The sequence below is a fragment of the Idiomarina sp. UBA3176 genome (assembly GCF_002364295.1).
GTDB classification, from domain to species: domain Bacteria; phylum Pseudomonadota; class Gammaproteobacteria; order Enterobacterales; family Alteromonadaceae; genus Idiomarina; species Idiomarina loihiensis.
Genome location: NZ_DEXU01000023.1, coordinates 153959 through 171722, shown reverse-complemented (window position 1 = coordinate 171722; position 17764 = coordinate 153959). Strand labels below are relative to the sequence as shown.

General features: G+C 47.1%; 14 protein-coding genes. 10 read left to right on the top strand and 4 right to left on the bottom strand.

What is annotated here, in order from left to right:
- Positions 1-94 precede the first annotated feature (94 nt).
- The 8 genes from pspF (at position 95) to ggt (ending at position 9866) form a co-directional block, all read left to right on the top strand.
- Positions 95-1171 (top strand): phage shock protein operon transcriptional activator, encoded by a 1077-nt coding sequence (pspF, locus tag B2U97_RS10380; protein WP_011233984.1) that lies wholly within the window; start codon positions 95-97, stop codon positions 1169-1171.
- Positions 1164-2789 (top strand): ABC transporter substrate-binding protein, encoded by a 1626-nt coding sequence (locus B2U97_RS10375; RefSeq protein WP_272988762.1) that lies wholly within the window; start codon positions 1164-1166, stop codon positions 2787-2789. The genes pspF and B2U97_RS10375 overlap by 8 nt, the downstream gene beginning before the upstream one ends.
- A complete protein-coding gene (locus B2U97_RS10370) occupies positions 2786-3814 on the top strand; it encodes an ABC transporter permease (protein ID WP_034820656.1) in 1029 nt (342 codons plus the stop codon). Before B2U97_RS10375 ends, B2U97_RS10370 begins: the two co-directional genes overlap by 4 nt.
- On the top strand, positions 3801-4694 hold the full coding sequence (locus B2U97_RS10365; RefSeq protein ID WP_034820655.1) for an ABC transporter permease subunit: 894 nt from the start codon (positions 3801-3803) through the stop codon (positions 4692-4694). Before B2U97_RS10370 ends, B2U97_RS10365 begins: the two co-directional genes overlap by 14 nt.
- Positions 4694-5686, top strand: a complete 993-nt coding sequence (locus B2U97_RS10360) for an oligopeptide/dipeptide ABC transporter ATP-binding protein (protein ID WP_110014033.1) — start codon at positions 4694-4696, stop codon at positions 5684-5686. The genes B2U97_RS10365 and B2U97_RS10360 overlap by 1 nt, the downstream gene beginning before the upstream one ends.
- Positions 5683-6495 carry an ATP-binding cassette domain-containing protein gene (locus B2U97_RS10355; RefSeq protein WP_011233989.1) on the top strand — a complete coding sequence of 271 codons (813 nt, stop codon included), beginning with the start codon at positions 5683-5685 and terminating at the stop codon, positions 6493-6495. The genes B2U97_RS10360 and B2U97_RS10355 overlap by 4 nt, the downstream gene beginning before the upstream one ends.
- A 23-nt stretch (positions 6496-6518) precedes the next feature.
- The gene (gene putP, locus B2U97_RS10350; RefSeq protein WP_011233990.1) at positions 6519-8051 is read left to right on the top strand and encodes a sodium/proline symporter PutP; all 1533 of its coding nucleotides are present in this window, start codon (positions 6519-6521) and stop codon (positions 8049-8051) included.
- Positions 8052-8156: 105 nt separating this feature from the next.
- Positions 8157-9866, top strand: coding sequence for a gamma-glutamyltransferase (gene ggt, locus B2U97_RS10345; protein ID WP_272988766.1), 1710 nt, complete (start codon positions 8157-8159; stop codon positions 9864-9866).
- Positions 9867-9934: 68 nt separating this feature from the next.
- On the opposite strand, the gene rssA is transcribed toward ggt, so the two are convergent.
- Entirely contained in the window at positions 9935-10912 is a 978-nt protein-coding gene (rssA, locus tag B2U97_RS10340) for a patatin-like phospholipase RssA (protein ID WP_034820650.1), read from the bottom strand.
- A gap of 80 nt (positions 10913-10992) precedes the next feature.
- Between rssA and B2U97_RS10335 the strand changes: the two genes are divergently transcribed.
- On the top strand, positions 10993-12315 hold the full coding sequence (locus B2U97_RS10335) for an anti-phage deoxyguanosine triphosphatase (protein ID WP_034820648.1): 1323 nt from the start codon (positions 10993-10995) through the stop codon (positions 12313-12315).
- Positions 12316-12377: 62 nt separating this feature from the next.
- On the opposite strand, the gene recA is transcribed toward B2U97_RS10335, so the two are convergent.
- Both recA and B2U97_RS10325 read right to left on the bottom strand, forming a co-directional pair.
- A complete protein-coding gene (gene recA, locus B2U97_RS10330; protein WP_034820647.1) occupies positions 12378-13496 on the bottom strand; it encodes a recombinase RecA in 1119 nt (372 codons plus the stop codon).
- A gap of 99 nt (positions 13497-13595) precedes the next feature.
- Entirely contained in the window at positions 13596-14102 is a 507-nt protein-coding gene (locus tag B2U97_RS10325) for a CinA family protein (protein WP_034820645.1), read from the bottom strand.
- A gap of 30 nt (positions 14103-14132) precedes the next feature.
- On the opposite strand from B2U97_RS10325, the gene mutS reads away from it, so the two are divergent.
- Positions 14133-16748 carry a DNA mismatch repair protein MutS gene (gene mutS, locus B2U97_RS10320; RefSeq protein ID WP_286824243.1) on the top strand — a complete coding sequence of 872 codons (2616 nt, stop codon included), beginning with the start codon at positions 14133-14135 and terminating at the stop codon, positions 16746-16748.
- 31 nt (positions 16749-16779) lie between these two features.
- Here the strand turns inward: mutS and rpoS are convergent, their stop codons facing one another.
- Positions 16780-17748 carry an RNA polymerase sigma factor RpoS gene (gene rpoS, locus B2U97_RS10315; protein WP_011233997.1) on the bottom strand — a complete coding sequence of 323 codons (969 nt, stop codon included), beginning with the start codon at positions 17746-17748 and terminating at the stop codon, positions 16780-16782.
- Positions 17749-17764: the final 16 nt, after the last annotated feature.

Here is a 17764-nt window from a genome sequence, read left to right as displayed (position 1 = left end):
ATACTTTTTATAGTTTATGTGAATTACACCCTTGCGGGAGTTCGTAAAATAAACTAATAATTAGCAAAAATAACTATAATATAAGGCATTCGACATGCGCCCTGAGCGAAAACCCGACAACCTCATCGGACAATCCAACAGCTTTTCCGATGTGCTGGAACAAGTGTCGCAGATTGCTCCTCTCGATAAGCCCGTATTAATTATTGGTGAACGTGGTACTGGTAAAGAGCTTATTGCGGCGCGTTGTCATTACCTGTCCAGACGCTGGCAACAGCAATACGTTACCCTCAACTGTGCCGCACTGAATGAAAACTTACTCGACAGTGAACTCTTTGGACATGAAGCTGGTGCTTTCACCGGAGCCGCAAAGAAGCACGAAGGTCGTTTTGAACGCGCTGACAGTGGTTCGCTATTTCTTGATGAATTAGCCAATACGTCTTTGCGGGTTCAGGAAAAGCTGCTGCGGGTTATTGAGTACGGAGAATTTGAGCGAGTGGGTGGCCGTCATTCAGTTAAAGTCGATACTCGCCTCATTGCCGCTACCAATGAAGACCTCCCATCACTTGCTGCCAAAGGTCAATTTCGTTCAGATTTGCTGGATCGCCTGGCATTTGATGTCATTACGCTGCCGCCATTACGCGAGCGCCGTGACGATATTATGTTACTTGCTGAGCACTTTGCTATTTCTATGGCACGCGAAATGGAACTGGAGTTATTCAGTGGTTTTTCCGAGAAAGCACGTAAGACCTTGCTTGAATATCATTGGCCCGGTAACGTACGCGAGCTTAAAAACACAGTAGAGCGAAGCTTATATCGGCTGGGAAATGGGCATGTGCCTATTCACGATATTATTATTGACCCGTTTAACAGTCCGTTCCGGCCAAAAACTCCGGTTACCGAAAAAGCTGTACCGCAAGAGCCGGTAGCTAATGAACAAAGCAATGCTGAAAGTAATGAATTAATTGATATGCCGAAACTCAACGCCGAACAGCCAATAGACTTTAAGCAAAAGTCGCAAGAGTATGAAATTGATGTCTTGTCGCAAGCCTTGCGTTTATGTCAGTTTAACCAAAAGAAAACAGCTAATTTTCTTGGACTGACTTATCATCAGTTACGGGGTTACTTAAAAAAGTATCAGTTATTGGAAGGGGCTTCTGCAGCTAATGATTAAAGCGTACGCCAATGTAGCTGTTATAGCAGCAGCGTTTCTCTCAGGCTGCCAGTCCGATGAACCTGAGCCAGCTCCTCTGGCCAACGGTATTATTTATTGTTCGGAAGGCAACCCCGCTTCTTTTAATCCTCAGCTTGTTACCTCCGGCACCACCGTTGATGCCACCGCTGCTCAACTCTATGACAGGTTAATTGATTACGATGCTGAGCAACAAAAATTTGTACCGGCGCTTGCGAAGCGCTGGGAAACTTTGGATAACGGCACTCGTTATCGATTTCATTTGCGCGAAGGCGTAAAATTTCATACCACCAACTACTTTCAGCCCAGCCGCGAACTAACCGCTGAAGACGTTCAATTCAGCTTTAACCGGTGGCTGGATGAGACCAGTCTTTATCATCAGGTCGGAGGGAGCTATCCCTTTTTCAGAGCCACAGGGCTGGATCAACTAATAAATAAAGTTGTCAAAATTGACAAAATGACGGTCGATATTGTGCTGAATAATGCCGACAGTTCCTTTTTAGCGAACCTTGCAACAGACTTCGCCATTATTTTATCCGCTGAGTACGCCCAACAACTTTTGATTGACGACCGGCCCGGGCAAATTGATGCTTTACCCATAGGAACCGGCCCCTATCGTTTCGAGAGTTATCGCAAAGACGTGTTAATACGTTACTCCCGACATCCTGGGTATTGGCGGGAAGGCCCGGGAATTGAACATCTGGTGTATTCTATTACTCCGAACGCGAACAAGCGTATGCTTAAATTGGTCACCGGCGAATGTGACATTATTCCTTATCCGCTAGTGAGTGAGTTGCAGGCGCTCAACAGGGAACAGTTAATCGTCACCGATGAAGTAAGTCCAAACGTCTCTTTCTGGGCATTTAATACTGAGAAAGCACCTTTTGATGACCCCAGGGTTCGTCAGGCTCTGAGCCACGCCATTAACCGCGAAGCAATTATTCAGACCATATATTACGGTAATGCTGAGCTCGCACAATCAATACTACCGCCAACATCCTGGGCTTATGATGACCGTGGCATTCAGTATCAGTATGACCCGGAAAAAGCCAAACGTTTATTGGAAGAAGCCGGTCATTCAAATTTGAATATTAACATCTGGGCTATGCCGGTACAGCGCGTCTACAACCCTAACGCCCGCAGAATGGCGGAACTGATGCAGTCAGACTTAGCTCAAATTGGCGTTTCTGCTAGCATTGTTTCTTATGAGTGGAACACCTTTCGCCGACGCCTTTCTCGTGGTGAACACGATACCGTGCTCATTGGTTGGTATGCCGACAATGCTGACCCTGACAACTTTTTCAGACCACTGTTGAGCTGTGCTGCCGTAGCTACCGGTGGCAACCGGGCTAACTGGTGCCACCCGGGTTTTGACCAGTTGCTTTACAGCGCCATAGCAACCACGGTTCCGGAAGAGCGTAAAGCTCTGTATCAGTCAGCTCAGCACTTACTGAATCAGCAGCAACCTTTATTACCTATTGCCCACTCAAAACGCTTTCAGGCACAGCAGAAAAACATCAGCGGCGTAGAACTTCCCCCTTATGGCGGTATTAACTTTCGCCTGGCCACCAAAGATACCGCGGAGGAAGAGTCACAATGACCCGCTATCTTATAGGCCGTTTAAGCGTTTTTATTATTGCTGTGTTTTTACTAACGGTGTTTAGTTTTAGCCTCAATTACTTGTTTCCGGGCGACCCAATAACCAATATGAGCGGCATCCGGTCGTTCCAGAGCAGTTATCCACTCATGGTTGAACTGCGTGGCGGTGACCAGAACCTGGCCATTCAATACATGCGTTACCTGCAACACTTGTTTGCCGGCGACTGGGGGCTATCGCTGAGTAATGGTACACCGGTATTTGCCGATGGTATTCAACACTTTATGGCCTCAATGGAGCTCATTCTTCTGGCCTTACTGGTTGCCATTATTTTTGGTTTACCATTAGGTGTATTTGCTGCCTCCCGCTTTCGTCAGCGCTCCGATCAGACGGTAATAAGTCTGGCTATGGTTGGTTACTCTATCCCGGTTTTCTGGTTAGCTCAGTTACTGATACTACTGTTTGCCATAAAACTCGGTTGGTTCCCTATTACCGGCCAGATAAACCCTTTATATGGTGTCGAACCACAAACCGGTTCAATTCTCATCGATGTATTTTTAAGTGACTCGGAATATAAAGCCGCGGCGCTTCAGGACGCTTTAAATCATATTGTTCTGCCGGTGATCATACTGGCTATCATGCCAATGATGCTGTTACTGCGCTTAATGCGAAATGCAACCCAGGAAATGCTGCAAAAACCTTTCGTAAAAGCGGCTCGTGCCCGCGGGTTAAGTGAATTTAGAGTACTGGTAAAACACGCTATTCCTAATGCCGTGCAATCGGTACTGCAACAGACCACCCTAATTTTCAGTTTACTGTTAACCAACAGCATTGTGGTTGAATCCATTTTTAACTGGCCGGGAATGGGCAATTGGCTTATCCGCAGTATTTTTGAACGTGACTACCCTATTATTCAGGCAGCTGTATTAATGTTCGCTTTCGTTATTTTGTTCTTTAACTTACTGGTCGAGCTATATCATGGCTGGCGATTCCCAATAGTGAGGCACGAACAATATGCCACACGTTAATCTTTACCATCACGATGAAACCCCGTCGCCACTCAAGCTAGTCTGGAAGAGCTTCCGCTCAAGGTTTCTCTCCATGGCCGCCTTGTATGTTCTGCTGGCAATGATATTGGTTGTGTTGCTGTCCCCCTTGCTCGCACCCTTTAATACGTCAGCCCAGTTCTCTGATGCCATTGCACTTCCCCCTTCATGGGTCGAAAGCGGCAATATGAATTATTTGTTTGGCACCGACGATTTAGGTCGGGACATGCTATCGCGGCTATTAATTGGTGGACTATACAGTCTGGGACTCCCCATACTTATGGTTGCTGTATCCTCACTAATTGGCATGAGCATAGGGGCTCTTGCCGGTATCGACCGAACTATAAAATACCAAAGCTTATCGCGACTTTTTGATACTTTGCTGTCCATTCCTTCCTTCTTGATGGCGCTTATCATCATTGCGATTCTCGGTACCGGTTTTAATAACGTAGCCTTTGCTATAACGCTTTCGTTAATTCCACAGTTTATCTTCGTTACCCGTAATGCGGTGCACGAAGAATGGCATAAGGACTATGTTACCGCCTCGAGACTCAATGGTTGCTCCAAAGCCTACTTGCTTTACCGGGTGATATTACCTAACGTGACCCCCACATTGGTCATGCAACTTACGGTATCGCTTTCCGTTGCTATTATGGATATTGCGGCTCTTAGCTTTCTTGGGCTGGGTATTCAGGCTCCAACTCCTGAATGGGGCAGCATGCTGGCACGCAGTCTGGACGAGGTTTATTTATCGCCCTGGTCCATGGTGCTGCCGGGCGTAACCTTGTTTATTACCATTATGGCCATTAACATTGTCGGAGACAGCCTGCGCCGTGCATTAAAAGAAAGGGTTAACAGCTAATGCAGTTACTCGATATACGCAATCTGACAGTAGAGATGCAAACAGCGCACGGCATCGTTCGAGTATTGGATAAAGTCAATCTGCAGCTTACCGAGGGAGAAATTCACAGTATTGTGGGCGAATCCGGGTCGGGGAAAAGCTTGCTGGCAAAAGCCATTATGGGTTTTATCAACCCTAACTGGCAAGTTACCGCCGACAGACTTTGGTGGAATGGCCAGGATCTACTAGCAATGACGCCTAAACAGCGACGGAAAATTACCGGGCGCGATATGGCTATGATTTTTCAGGACCCTAATGCCTATCTGGATCCTAACAGCACAGTCGAGCAGCAAATTGTAGAGGCCATTCCACAAGGGGATGTTCGCGGTACATTCATGCGCCGCCGGGTTGACCGTAAAACCCGGGTTAAAAGGCTGCTTCACCGAGTGGGTATTCGCGACCACGAGTCAATAATGGAAAGCTACCCTTTTGAATTGTCTCAGGGTATCGCGCAAAAGGTGAGTATTGCTATAGCCATTGCTCACCGTCCCAGACTTCTTATTGCCGACGAACCCACCACGGCAATGGAGCCATCAACCCGTTTACAGATCCATCGTTTGCTAGCGCGCCTGGCGGTTAGCCAAAAGATGTCCGTCGTATTGATTTCGCAGGATGTTGGCTCCATTTTGCCTGAGACCAAACGTTTAACACTGCTTTATTGTGGGCAGCTAATGGAAACAGGGCCCGCCCACGAGATTTTGTCAGAACCGGCACACCCTTACACCGATTCGATGCTTCGCATGTCATTGCAAACGCAGCAGGAGTTGCCTCACAAAGCGCGTTTACCGACCCTACCCGGTTCTATACCAACCTTGCGGCATATGCCAATTGGGTGTCGTCTGGGACCCCGTTGCCCTTACGCTCAAAAGACCTGCGTTAAAGCCCCACGGGCCACTCACGACCGGCAACGTGTGTATCATTGCCATTTCCCGCTACTGGATAGCAGCTCATGAGTCACTTACTGGAAGTTCGAAACCTCGGCAAAACGTACCGCTCTCGAAAAGGCTGGCCATGGACTCCTAAGTCGGTAGCCATAGAACCTTTGTCTTTCACCCTTGAAGCCGGAGAAATATTGGCTGTAATGGGTGAGACCGGGTCGGGGAAGTCTACCCTGGCGCAAATTATTGGCGGGGTAGATACCGCAACCAGTGGCGAAATTCTGCTTAATGGCCAAAAGCTCCATAGCAATAACTATCCGCAGCTATGTAACAACATTCGTATGATATTTCAGGACAGTGAAAACTCTCTGAATGCGCATCTGAATATAGGTAAACAGCTGGAAGAGCCTCTGTTATTTAATACCCAGTTAACAGCCGCCGAGCGCCAGGAACGGGTCAATTTAACCTTGCAACGCGTTGGTATGCTGCGGGAGCACTGGGAGTTTTATCCTCATATGCTGTCCAGTGGGCAAAAACAAAGAGTCTGTATTGCGCGGGCCATTATTCTGGAACCGCAGATTGTTGTCGCCGACGAAGCCCTGGTTGCACTTGACCCATCAATTAGAGCTCAAATCATTAATCTTATGCTCGATCTTCAGAAAGATATGGGTATTTCTTACATTTTAGTGACACATTCGCCGCAAATCGTGAAACACATTGCGGATAAGATCTTAATTTTATATCGTGGTAAAATGATCGCGTTTGATAAAACAGACATAGTACTAGAGGACACGCAGCAAACTTACGTTCAACAATTGCTGCACGAACATTTAAAACAGAACATTCAATATAACAGCGACAGAAGCGCTAAGATCGCTGACTAAAAACTAAAAAACGGGAGTTTAATGTGGAAACAGGTACTCTGATATCACTAGCGCTGTACTTTATTGTCATGCTAGGTATTGGGCTTTACGCCTATAAAAAGTCTACCGACTCAGTTTCAGGCTATATGCTTGGAGGACGAGGCTTAGGCCCTGCAGTTACGGCATTATCAGCAGGTGCATCCGATATGAGTGGTTGGATGTTGATGGGCTTACCCGGTGCAATTTACGTCTCTGGCGTATCGCAGTTGTGGATTGCAGTGGGTCTGGTCATTGGTGCATTCTTAAACTATGTCATAGTGGCGCCCCGCCTCAGAACCTACACCGAAGTTGCTAACGACTCAATTACGATACCAGGCTATTTCTCTAATCGTTTTAACGATAAAGGTCGACGTCTACGTATCTTTTCTTCAGTTGTTATTATCATCTTTTTCACCTTGTACACGTCTGCCAGCTTAGTTGCGGGAGGAAAGCTGTTCGACAGCTCCTTCGGCATGGACTACACCACAGGGCTCTGGGTAACGGCCGGTGTTGTCTGTGCTTACACCCTGTTCGGGGGCTTTTTGGCGGTGAGTATGACCGATTTTGTGCAAGGCTGTATTATGTTTGTCGCTTTGGTACTGGTGCCTATCGTGGCTTTTGTCGACCTCGGTGGATACAGCAGTGTAGTTGGACAGGTTAACGACATTGATACTAACTTCCTCGACTTTTTCTACAACGTAGACAAAGGCGAAGCGATTGGCTTTCTGGGTATCGTCTCACTGCTGGCATGGGGTCTTGGCTACTTTGGCCAACCACACATTATCGTACGCTTTATGGCAATACGTTCAGTTAGCGATGTCAAAGCTGCTCGTCGTATTGGCGTGTCGTGGATGGTGGTATCCATCATCGGCGCTATGGCAACCGGTTTTGTTGGTATCGCTTATGTGGCAACTCAGCCAATGGGAATAGCTGATGCTGAGACCATCTTTATTGAGTTCTCTCAGGTACTGTTCCACCCACTTATTGGTGGTTTCCTGCTTGCCGCTATTCTTGCCGCAATTATGAGTACAATTTCTTCTCAGTTACTGGTTAGTTCCAGTTCATTAACTGAGGACTTTTATAAAGCCTTCCTGCGTAAAGACGCAAGTGAAAGAGAGCTTGTAATGGTCGGTCGATTGTCAGTTTTAGTAGTGACCCTGGTCGCTATTTATCTAGCGTACGGTGAGACAGAAACGGTACTCGCTCTGGTATCTAAAGCCTGGGCAGGATTCGGGGCTGCCTTCGGTCCGGTCGTTATTCTCAGTCTATTTTGGAAGCGTATGAACCGTAACGGCGCACTAGCGGGCATGCTTACCGGAGCAATTACCGTTCTACTCTGGATTTTCAGTCCAATACTGTTCGGTATCGACCTTAGTGACGAAGTTGTCTATGAAATGGTGCCTGGCTTTATTCTGTCGACTCTGGCGATTATCATCTTCAGTAAGCTGACAGATGAACCGGCTCAGGAGCTTCAGGACAAGTTTGTTGAAATGGAGAGCGTCATTGACGGTTACTACCATGGTGACAAAAAAGGCTAAACTATTTACGACTTGTAACTGATAAAAAGACCAGCCCATCGTGGCTGGTCTTTTTTGTTTTAGAAGTCCGGCCTATAGTGGTAGAAAAACAAAAAGGTAACCACTATGGCTAAATTAAATATTATTGCATCCGCGGCGCTCGCATTTTCCTGCGCGGCAACAACCTTACCCAGTAATGCCAGTGACCGTATTACCGGACACCACTTTGCTACCCGCTCAGAAGCGATGGCACCAACGGCAATGGCCGCAACAAGTCAGCCATTAGCCACGCAAGTTGCATTAGATATTATGCAGGATGGCGGCAATGCAATAGATGCCGCTATTGCAGCTAATGCGGTATTAGGTCTGGTTGAGCCAACCGGAAACGGCATTGGTGGTGACCTCTACGCCATTGTCTGGGATGCTGAAACTAAGAAACTTCATGGTCTCAATGCCTCTGGCCGTTCCCCGCAAAGCTTAACGCTCGACTATTTTAAAGAAAACGGATACGAGTCAATTCCGGCTCGCGGTGTACTTCCCTTATCCGTACCTGGGGCGGTAGATGGCTGGTTTGAGTTGCACGACCGCTTCGGTGAGTTAAGCATGGAGAAAATATTGCAGCCAGCTATTAACTATGCTGAATCCGGTTTTCCGGTTACTGAAGTTATCGCTTATTACATGAAGCGTAACGCCGAAGTACTAAAAGATATCCCCGGCTTTGCCGACGTCTTTATGCGTGACGGCAATGTTCCGGAGAAAGGCGAACGTTTTAAAAACCCCGACCTTGCCAATACATACAAAATATTGGCAAATGAGGGTCGCGACAGCTTTTACAAAGGGAAGATAGCCCGTACTATCAGCGACTTTGTCGAAAAGCACGACGGTTTTCTCTCATATGATGATTTAGCGCAACATAGCTCTACCTGGGTTGATCCCGTATCCACTAACTATCGCGGCTACGACTTATGGGAATTACCACCCAATACACAGGGCATAGCAGCACTGCAGATTCTGAATATACTTGAGCAATTTGATATCAAAGCCATGGGTCACGATAGCCCCGAGTACATTCATCATTTTGTAGAGGCCAAAAAGCTGGCGTTTGAAGACCGTGCTAAATACTATTCGGATCCGGCGTTCAATGACGTACCGGTTCAGGGTCTTATCGACAAAGAGTACGGCAAAAAACGGGCGCAGCTAATTAACTCTGAACGCGCCGGACGCTCCTTTGAGCCGGGTAACCCGCCAACAGAGGGCGACACTATTTATCTGACCACTGCCGATAAAGATGGCAATATGGTGTCACTAATTCAAAGTAACTATCGCGGTATGGGTTCAGGCGTTACTCCAACCGGTTTAGGTTTCGTTCTGCAAAACCGGGGCGAGCTCTTTGCGTTAGACCCAAACCACCGTAACGTATTTGAACCAGGTAAACGCCCTTTCCACACCATTATCCCTGCTTTCGTCACTAAGGACGGTAAGCCGCTTATGAGCTACGGAGTTATGGGAGGAGCTACGCAGCCACAAATGCACGCACAAATTCTTATCAACCTCATTGATTTTGATATGAACTTGCAAGAAGCCGGTGACGCGCCGCGTATTCTGCATACAGGCTCAAGTCAGCCAACAGGATCGATAATGGAAGATGGTGGCGTTGTTAGTCTGGAAAATGGTTTCTCAAAAAACACTCGCCGTGAATTAATAAAAATGGGGCACACACTACAGGAAGCCGTGGGACCCTACGGTGGCTATCAGGCTATCTGGAAAGACCATGAACAAGATGTCTATATTGGTGCTTCTGAAAGCCGTAAGGATGGGCACGCCGCTGGTTATTAAGAATAATAGCCGTCTCGTCTCAGCGCAGGCGAGACGGCTTTATCTTTTCAACTCAGAAAAAGTTCTGACTAACCTCTGCGCTCACGATAAAGTTCAATTTCTTCCATAATCAAGTCACGCATTCTAGTGGTTGTATCGTAACCCAGATCAATGGCTTCCTGACCCCGATAAAACTCCATAATACCGATATGGCCAAGCTTAGGCTGCACTAAAATATCCGGCGGATCACCCGCCATACGGGCCTTAGTAATACGCTCCTGCATAATGTCTATGGAGCTTGCCATAACACTGAACATACCCGGTGCTTTTTCACCATTATTTCTAAAGCGTTCTTTAAAACTGTCCAGATACTCTTTACTGCCTGACCAAAGGCTGTCAAAAAAGCCGTTATCATCCTCTCCGTGCTCTTCCATATCAGCTTTTTCTTTTTCAACCTGCTCGGTTTCCGTCTGAGGTGGGATGCTTCGCCCTCTGCGTTTCAACGCTTTTGAATTTAATTGCGAATTAAGATGCACAGCAATAACAAAATCTGCCCCCAAAGCTCGGCACAACGACACAGGCACTGGGTTCACCAAGCCTCCGTCTATTAGCCAGCGTCCGTCAAGAGACTTCGGTGACAACACGCCCGGCATGGCACAAGATGCTCTGGAAACATCATAAAGGTCGCCCTTACGTAACCAAATTTCGCGACCGCTGTATAAATCGGTCGCAACTGCACCATAAGTAACAGGCAAATCTTCTATATTGCGTTGACCAAATTCTTCCCGCGCGCGGTTAAAGACTTTTTCTCCACCAATAATGCCGCCATGGTTAAAACCAAAATCCAGCAAATTAAACACTTCCCAACGGTTCATGCCCTGAACCCATTGCTCTACTTCGGCCAATCGTCCGGACGCATAGCCGGCTCCTACTAACGAGCCAATTGATGTACCGGCCACCATATTGATGCGCACGCCCATCTCTTCCAATGCCTTAATGACACCAATGTGAGCCCATCCTCTGGCCGCTCCAGAGCCCAGAGCTAAAGCGACTTTCACTTCCGACATGCGCTGTTTCCTACTTTTCTTAATAATGTATCTATCGTACTATGATTACTCATTCGTCAACAACATCACTGAGCAGTTAGATGATTTGGACAGAACGTCAGTCAGGTACCTCGGAACAGCGCCCTAACGATACCCGCACAAACTTTCAACGGGACAAAGCCCGAATTCTTCACAGTGCGGCATTCAGGCGGCTGCAGGCAAAAACTCAGGTTATGTATGTTGGTATGCACGACTTCCCCCGTACACGACTGACCCACTCGCTGGAAGCCAGTCAAATTGGTGCCAGCCTGGTAGTTCATTTAAGTAACCAGCATCCGTTACTGGCTGAACAACTGGAGCTTTCAGAACCTTTGCTCGAGTCTTTATGTCTCGCGCACGACATAGGCCATCCGCCATTTGGCCACGGTGGTGAAATTGCCCTTAATTATATGATGCGAAACAACGGCGGATTTGAAGGTAACGGCCAGACATTTCGTATTGTCACTCAGCTTGAAGCATACACGCCTGAACATGGCATGAGCTTAACCCGAAGAACTCTGCTGGGGCTGTTAAAGTACCCGGTATTAGCCAGCGCAATCCGAAGACAAGAACTCCCCCCTGAGGTAACAAACTTTCGTCATTTACCCACTCGCGAATGGTTGCCACCAAAAGCCTTGTATGACGACGACTCAGAGCAGTTAGACTGGGTACTTCAGCCGCTAAGCACTAACGATAAGAAAAATTTCCAGTCCTTAGTGCATGAACCAGCACAAACTACCCACGGAAAAAGTGCTCTAAAAAGTATTGATGCATCCATTATGGAAGCGGCTGATGATATAGCCTACGGCGTTCATGATCTTGAGGACGCCATTGTTGTCGGCCTTATCCAGCGGCATCACTGGGAAGAACACATGTTCTCTGACCTGCAGCAGCTTGAAGCAGAGCTTTCCGACTTTAACGCCCGAAAGTTAACCGAAGATCTCTTTTCCGGCAGCCATCACCTCCGCAAACAGGCAATAGGAGGATTAGTTAACCGGCTGCTTACCTCAGCAAGACTGAACTCTACTGAGTACAATTTTGACTGTCCTTTGCTGCAATATGAAGTTCAGTTAGGAGCAGCCGAAAAAATTCTGCTGAACTCGTTAAAGCAATTTATTTTTAAATGGGTCATTCGAAAGCCCGAAATGCAGGCACAGGAATTTAAAGGGCAGCAAATTGTTATGGAGCTGTTTGAGGTTTTAGCTGTAGAGCCGGAACGTTTATTGCCTGAAAATACCCGTTTGCGTTATCTGCAACAGCAACAAAAAGGCGGGAATGCTCTGCGCGTAATTTCTGATTACCTTTCCGGCATGACTGACGGGTATGCCGCTAAACTTTACCAGGAACTGTTCTCAGTCAGCTCCCCCAAAAGTGCGTTTCAGTAACTTTTACTCATAAAAAAACCGGAGCAATAAGCTCCGGCTTGTTATTAAGAAAAATAAATCCGTTATGACAAACTGATGTCGTCTTTCTCGTTACCTTTCTTTTCTGCTTTCTTGTCAGCCTTAGCTTCGCTCTTCTCGTCTTCTTTCGCAGCAGCGCGCTCAGCTTCACGAATTTCTTTTGTTCGCTTTTCTGGTTTCGACAACAACAGTTCGCGAATACGACCTTCTAATTCATCGGCAATTTTAGGGTTGTCCTGCAAAAACTTCATTGAGTTAGCTTTACCCTGACCAATCTTGTCGCCGTTATAGCTGTACCAGGCACCAGCTTTATCAACCATTTTGTGTTTAACACCCAGGTCAATAAGTTCACCTTCTTTAGAAATACCTTTGCCGTATAAAATTTGGAAATGTGCTTCTTTAAACGGTGGAGCGACCTTGTTTTTAACCACTTTCACGCGGGTTTCGTTACCAACAACTTCGTCACCTTCTTTCAATGCACCAGTACGACGAATATCCAGACGGACTGAAGAATAAAACTTCAGTGCGTTGCCGCCAGTAGTCGTTTCAGGGTTACCAAACATCACACCAATTTTCATCCGAATTTGGTTGATGAAAATACACATGGTGTTGGATTTCTTAATGTTCGAAGTTAGCTTACGCAGGGCTTGAGACATTAAACGAGCCTGCAAGCCAACATGGCTATCGCCCATTTCGCCTTCAATTTCCGCTTTGGGTGTTAGCGCTGCTACCGAGTCAACAATCACAATATCGACTGCGCCGGAACGAACCAGCATGTCACAAATTTCTAAAGCCTGCTCACCGGTATCTGGTTGCGATATTAATAAATCATCAACGTTAACACCTAAAGCTTCGGCATAAATCGGGTCTAACGCGTGCTCAGCATCTACGAAGGCACAGGTCTTACCCATTTTTTGCGCTTCGGCAATCACTTCCAGAGTCATGGTCGTTTTACCACTGGACTCAGGACCGTAAATTTCTACAACCCGCCCAAAAGGCAAGCCACCAATACCAAGAGCAATATCCAGCCCTAACGAACCGGTTGAAACAGAATCGATATCCAGGGTCTGGTTATCGCCCAGACGCATGATAGAACCTTTACCAAATTGACGTTCGATTTGTCCGAGCGCTGCATCTAACGCCTTTTGACGATCATTGCTCATTATAAGCTCCGTTATTAATCACTGGTTTTATAAACAGTATACTGTACACATTTACAGTATCAAGCGTTGTTCTTATTTTTTCATTAAAACAAAAGTAAGTTATTGTAATTCAATTAGATTTATAAGTTTATCCAGAACTGTATCTAAGGTTTGTAAGCGCACCTGAGTGCGGTCACCTGCAAATTGTTCAGACCAGCACCAACAGCTTTCACTATTTGCTATTGCCATCCACACCAAACCCACTGGTTTATCCGCTGTACCGCCTGCGGGGCCTGCCACACCACTCACAGCGATACCCCAATCGGCATCACATGCCGCTATGGCTCCAACGGCCATTTGCCGAACACAGGCTTCAGAAACTGCACCATGCTTTTCCAGTACGTCAGACTCAACCAGCAGCAACTTTTGCTTAAGGGCATTAGTATAGGTGATTAATCCACCATTAAACCAAGCAGAACTTCCCGCAACTTCGGTAATAGCGTATCCTATCCCTCCTCCGGTACAAGATTCTGCGGTGCATAATGTCTGCTGCTTCTGCTGTAGACTCGAACCCACTTGTTCCGCGAGTTTAAAGGTTTGCGGCGCGATTGCCGTGGTTGCTAACATAACACTGGCTCCAGATAAGAATAATCAATTATGCCTGAATTCTCTGATAAACAGATCCAATCACATACCCCAATGATGCAGCAATACCTACGGATAAAAGCGGAGCATGCTGACATGCTTTTATTCTATCGTATGGGGGACTTTTACGAACTGTTTTTTGAAGACGCGAAACGCTCAGCCCAACTGTTAGATATCTCCCTCACAGCGCGGGGTCAGAGTAATGGTGAACCTATTCCAATGGCAGGTGTTCCCTATCACGCAGTAGAAAACTATCTGGCGCGCCTGGTCAATATGGGCGAATCCGTTGCCATCTGCGAACAAATTGGCGATCCGTCAACCAGCAAAGGTCCGGTTGAAAGAAAAGTCGTGCGTATTGTCACGCCGGGAACCGTCACTGACGAGTCGCTGTTAGCGGAAAAAAGACAAAATCTGTTAGTTGCGATTTGTCCGCTGAATCCAAAACAGCCGGAAGCGGAATACGCAATATCCAGTCTGGAGCTAAGTAGCGGCCGTTTCTGGCTAACCAAAGCTCATTCCAGTGAACAACTGGCTGCAGAAATGCAGCGTTTAGAGCCAGCCGAATTGCTCTATCCTGAGTCTATTTCCTTAGCCGGACTACCTTTAGCAAAAGCGAAATGCAAACGCCGACCGGCCTGGGAGTTTGAACAACAAACCGCTTTTATGCTGCTTACTCGCCAGTTTGGCACTCAGCATTTAGAAGGCTTCGGTATCAAAAATAATGAGCCTACCCTGGCAGCCGCCGGTGCTATTCTGCATTATGTAAAAGAAACTCAACGCGCCGCCCTGCCTCACATTCAGGCGCTAATAACGGAACATCCGCAAGACGCTATTATTCTCGACGCAGCAACACGCAGAAACCTTGAGCTGCAGCAAAGCATGGGCGAAGGCGATACACACCTTTCAGCTGTACTGGACAAAACCGTTTCAGCTATGGGAAGCCGCCAGTTCCAGCGTTGGCTGCAGCGCCCTATTCGGAACCATCAGGAACTTAACCAGCGTTATGATGCTGTCGACGCATTAAAAGAAAATCTGAATTTTGAAAATATACAGCTAACATTAAAACAGTTAGCCGATATTGAACGTATTGTTGCCCGTATGGGCTTACGAAGCGCGCGTCCGAAAGACTTTGCTCGTTTGCGTGACAGCCTGGCTAAAATACCGGAAGTCAGAGCGTCTTTATCTCACCGTTCGCTGAGTTATCTGCACGACATTATTGCTCCCTTTCCAGAAGTGGTCGACTTGTTGACTAAAGCCGTTATTGAGCAGCCACCTTTATTGATTCGCGACGGCGGTGTTATTGCCGAAGGATATGATAGAGAGCTTGATGAATTGCGCGATCTTGCAACGGGTGCTACCGACTACCTGAAACAACTGGAGCAGCGTGAACGTGAGAGAAGTGGTATCGCCACATTAAAAGTTGGCTATAACAGAGTTCACGGCTACTTTATTGAGGTCAGCCGGCAGTCGTCAGAAGCGGTACCCGATGACTATCAGCGTCGCCAGACACTAAAAAATACAGAGCGCTATATTATTCCAGAGTTAAAGGAGCACGAAGACAAAGTTCTGAATGCTCAGGCGCGTTCTCTGGCCAGAGAAAAATGGCTTTACGACCAACTCTTTGAGCACTTACTGCCGCAGGTGACTGCATTGCAAAAAAGTGCTTCGGGTCTGGCTCAACTCGATACCTTGTGCTGTTTTGCACGGCTGGCTGACAATTATCGTTATTGCCGCCCGCAACTGCAAAAGGAAACCAGCTTAATTGAACTAGAAGCTGCCCGTCACCCGGTTATCGAGCAATTGAGTGACGCCCCCTTTATTGCTAACCCCATGTCGCTAACGCCGCAGCAACGCATGCTCATGATTACAGGTCCGAACATGGGGGGTAAATCAACTTACATGCGACAAGCCGCGTTAATCGTTATTCTCGCGCACATGGGCTGCTACGTACCAGCTGATAAGGCCGTTATTGGCGACATTGACCGTATCTTTACCCGTATTGGAGCCTCTGACGATTTAGCCTCAGGCCGCTCGACTTTTATGGTAGAAATGACAGAAACTGCGAATATTCTGCATAACGCCACAGCAAAAAGTCTGGTGCTTATGGATGAAATTGGTCGTGGCACTTCAACTTATGACGGCTTGTCACTGGCGTGGTCTTGTGCCGATTACCTGTCCCGACAACTCCAGTGCCTGACCTTATTCGCCACTCATTACTTTGAGTTAACGGAATTGGCAGAAGAGTTACCAGCCACGGTAAACGTTCACGTCGATGCAAAAGAGCATGGCGATACCATTGCTTTTTTACATAAAGTCAGCCCTGGAGCAGCTAGTCAGAGCTTTGGTTTGCAAGTGGCTAAACTGGCAGGAGTCCCCGATCACGTCATAAATAAAGCAAAGCAAAAGTTGTCCGAACTGGAGCATACTCACCATGGTGGTTTAAACGAACCCAAACAAGCCACTATGGAGCTCACTCCTCCACCTGAAGCTATCCCGTCTCATCCAGAAAAACGCAACCCACTGCTTGATGAGCTGGAACAACTGGACATTAATGATCTGACTCCGAAGCAGGCGCTTGATATTCTTTACCAATGGCAGCAAAAACAAAAAGGCCCAACACAAAGTTGAGCCTTTTTAGTACGTTTAGTAACTGCTAGTTTTACTGAGCAGTAAATAGTGAGTCTAACGTTAGGCCTTGCTGTTTTAACGAATCGCGTAATTTACGCAGAGCTTCCACTTGTATCTGCCGGACTCGCTCACGCGTAAGGCCTATTTCACGACCAACATCCTCCAGAGTCGAAGGCTCATAGCCCATCAGCCCAAAGCGGCGAGCCAGCACCTCACGTTGTTTCTGATTTAACGACTGCAGCCATTCAGTGATATTCCCTTTCAGGTTTTCATCCTGCAAGACACCTTCCGGTCCGGTATCAGCATCATCGGTGAGGATATCCAACAAGGCTTTGTCGTTATCACCGCCTATAGGCGTATCTACCGAACCAATGCGTTCATTCAGACGCAACATTTTAGTGATATCACCCACGGGCTTATTGAGGCTTTTAGCAATGTCTTCGGCGGTTGGCTCGTGATCCAGTTTATGCGCAAGTTCACGGGCAGCACGAAGATACACGTTAAGCTCTTTAACGACGTGAATCGGCAGTCTAATGGTGCGCGTCTGGTTCATAATTGCGCGCTCAATAGTTTGTCGTATCCACCAGGTAGCGTAAGTTGAGAAGCGGAACCCGCGTTCAGGGTCGAATTTTTCAACCGCCCGGATAAGGCCGAGGTTACCTTCTTCAACTAAATCTAATAAAGGCAGTCCCCGATTAGAATAGCGACGGGCAATTTTAACAACCAACCTCAGGTTACTCTCAATCATACGACGGCGGGCTGCCTTGTCGCCTTTTAAAGCACGACGGGAATAAAAGACTTCCTCTTCAGCAGTCAGTAATGGAGAGAAACCGATTTCTCCCAGATATAGCTGCGTCGCGTCCATCTTCTTTTGATATTGAGTTGAAGACGAGGATAGCGCCTCTTCTAACTCTTCTGCAGCACTGTCCGTGCTATCTACAATAGACTCATCTTCATTAGCTTCGACGTTTTCAACTGCTTCTTCCTTTATGCGGCTCATAACAAGCTCCTGTTAT

Bases quoted from the DNA above. Each gene is read 5' to 3' on its own strand.
- pspF (WP_011233984.1), top strand. From the start codon at position 95: ATGCGCCCTGAGCGAAAACCCGACAACCTCATCGGACAATCCAACAGC.
- B2U97_RS10375 (WP_272988762.1), top strand. From the start codon at position 1,164: ATGATTAAAGCGTACGCCAATGTAGCTGTTATAGCAGCAGCGTTTCTC.
- B2U97_RS10370 (WP_034820656.1), top strand. From the start codon at position 2,786: ATGACCCGCTATCTTATAGGCCGTTTAAGCGTTTTTATTATTGCTGTG.
- B2U97_RS10365 (WP_034820655.1), top strand. From the start codon at position 3,801: ATGCCACACGTTAATCTTTACCATCACGATGAAACCCCGTCGCCACTC.
- B2U97_RS10360 (WP_110014033.1), top strand. From the start codon at position 4,694: ATGCAGTTACTCGATATACGCAATCTGACAGTAGAGATGCAAACAGCG.
- B2U97_RS10355 (WP_011233989.1), top strand. From the start codon at position 5,683: ATGAGTCACTTACTGGAAGTTCGAAACCTCGGCAAAACGTACCGCTCT.
- ggt (WP_272988766.1), top strand. From the start codon at position 8,157: ATGGCTAAATTAAATATTATTGCATCCGCGGCGCTCGCATTTTCCTGC.
- rssA (WP_034820650.1), bottom strand. From the start codon at position 10,912: ATGTCGGAAGTGAAAGTCGCTTTAGCTCTGGGCTCTGGAGCGGCCAGA.
- B2U97_RS10335 (WP_034820648.1), top strand. From the start codon at position 10,993: ATGATTTGGACAGAACGTCAGTCAGGTACCTCGGAACAGCGCCCTAAC.
- recA (WP_034820647.1), bottom strand. From the start codon at position 13,496: ATGAGCAATGATCGTCAAAAGGCGTTAGATGCAGCGCTCGGACAAATC.
- B2U97_RS10325 (WP_034820645.1), bottom strand. From the start codon at position 14,102: ATGTTAGCAACCACGGCAATCGCGCCGCAAACCTTTAAACTCGCGGAA.
- mutS (WP_286824243.1), top strand. From the start codon at position 14,133: ATGCCTGAATTCTCTGATAAACAGATCCAATCACATACCCCAATGATG.
- rpoS (WP_011233997.1), bottom strand. From the start codon at position 17,748: ATGAGCCGCATAAAGGAAGAAGCAGTTGAAAACGTCGAAGCTAATGAA.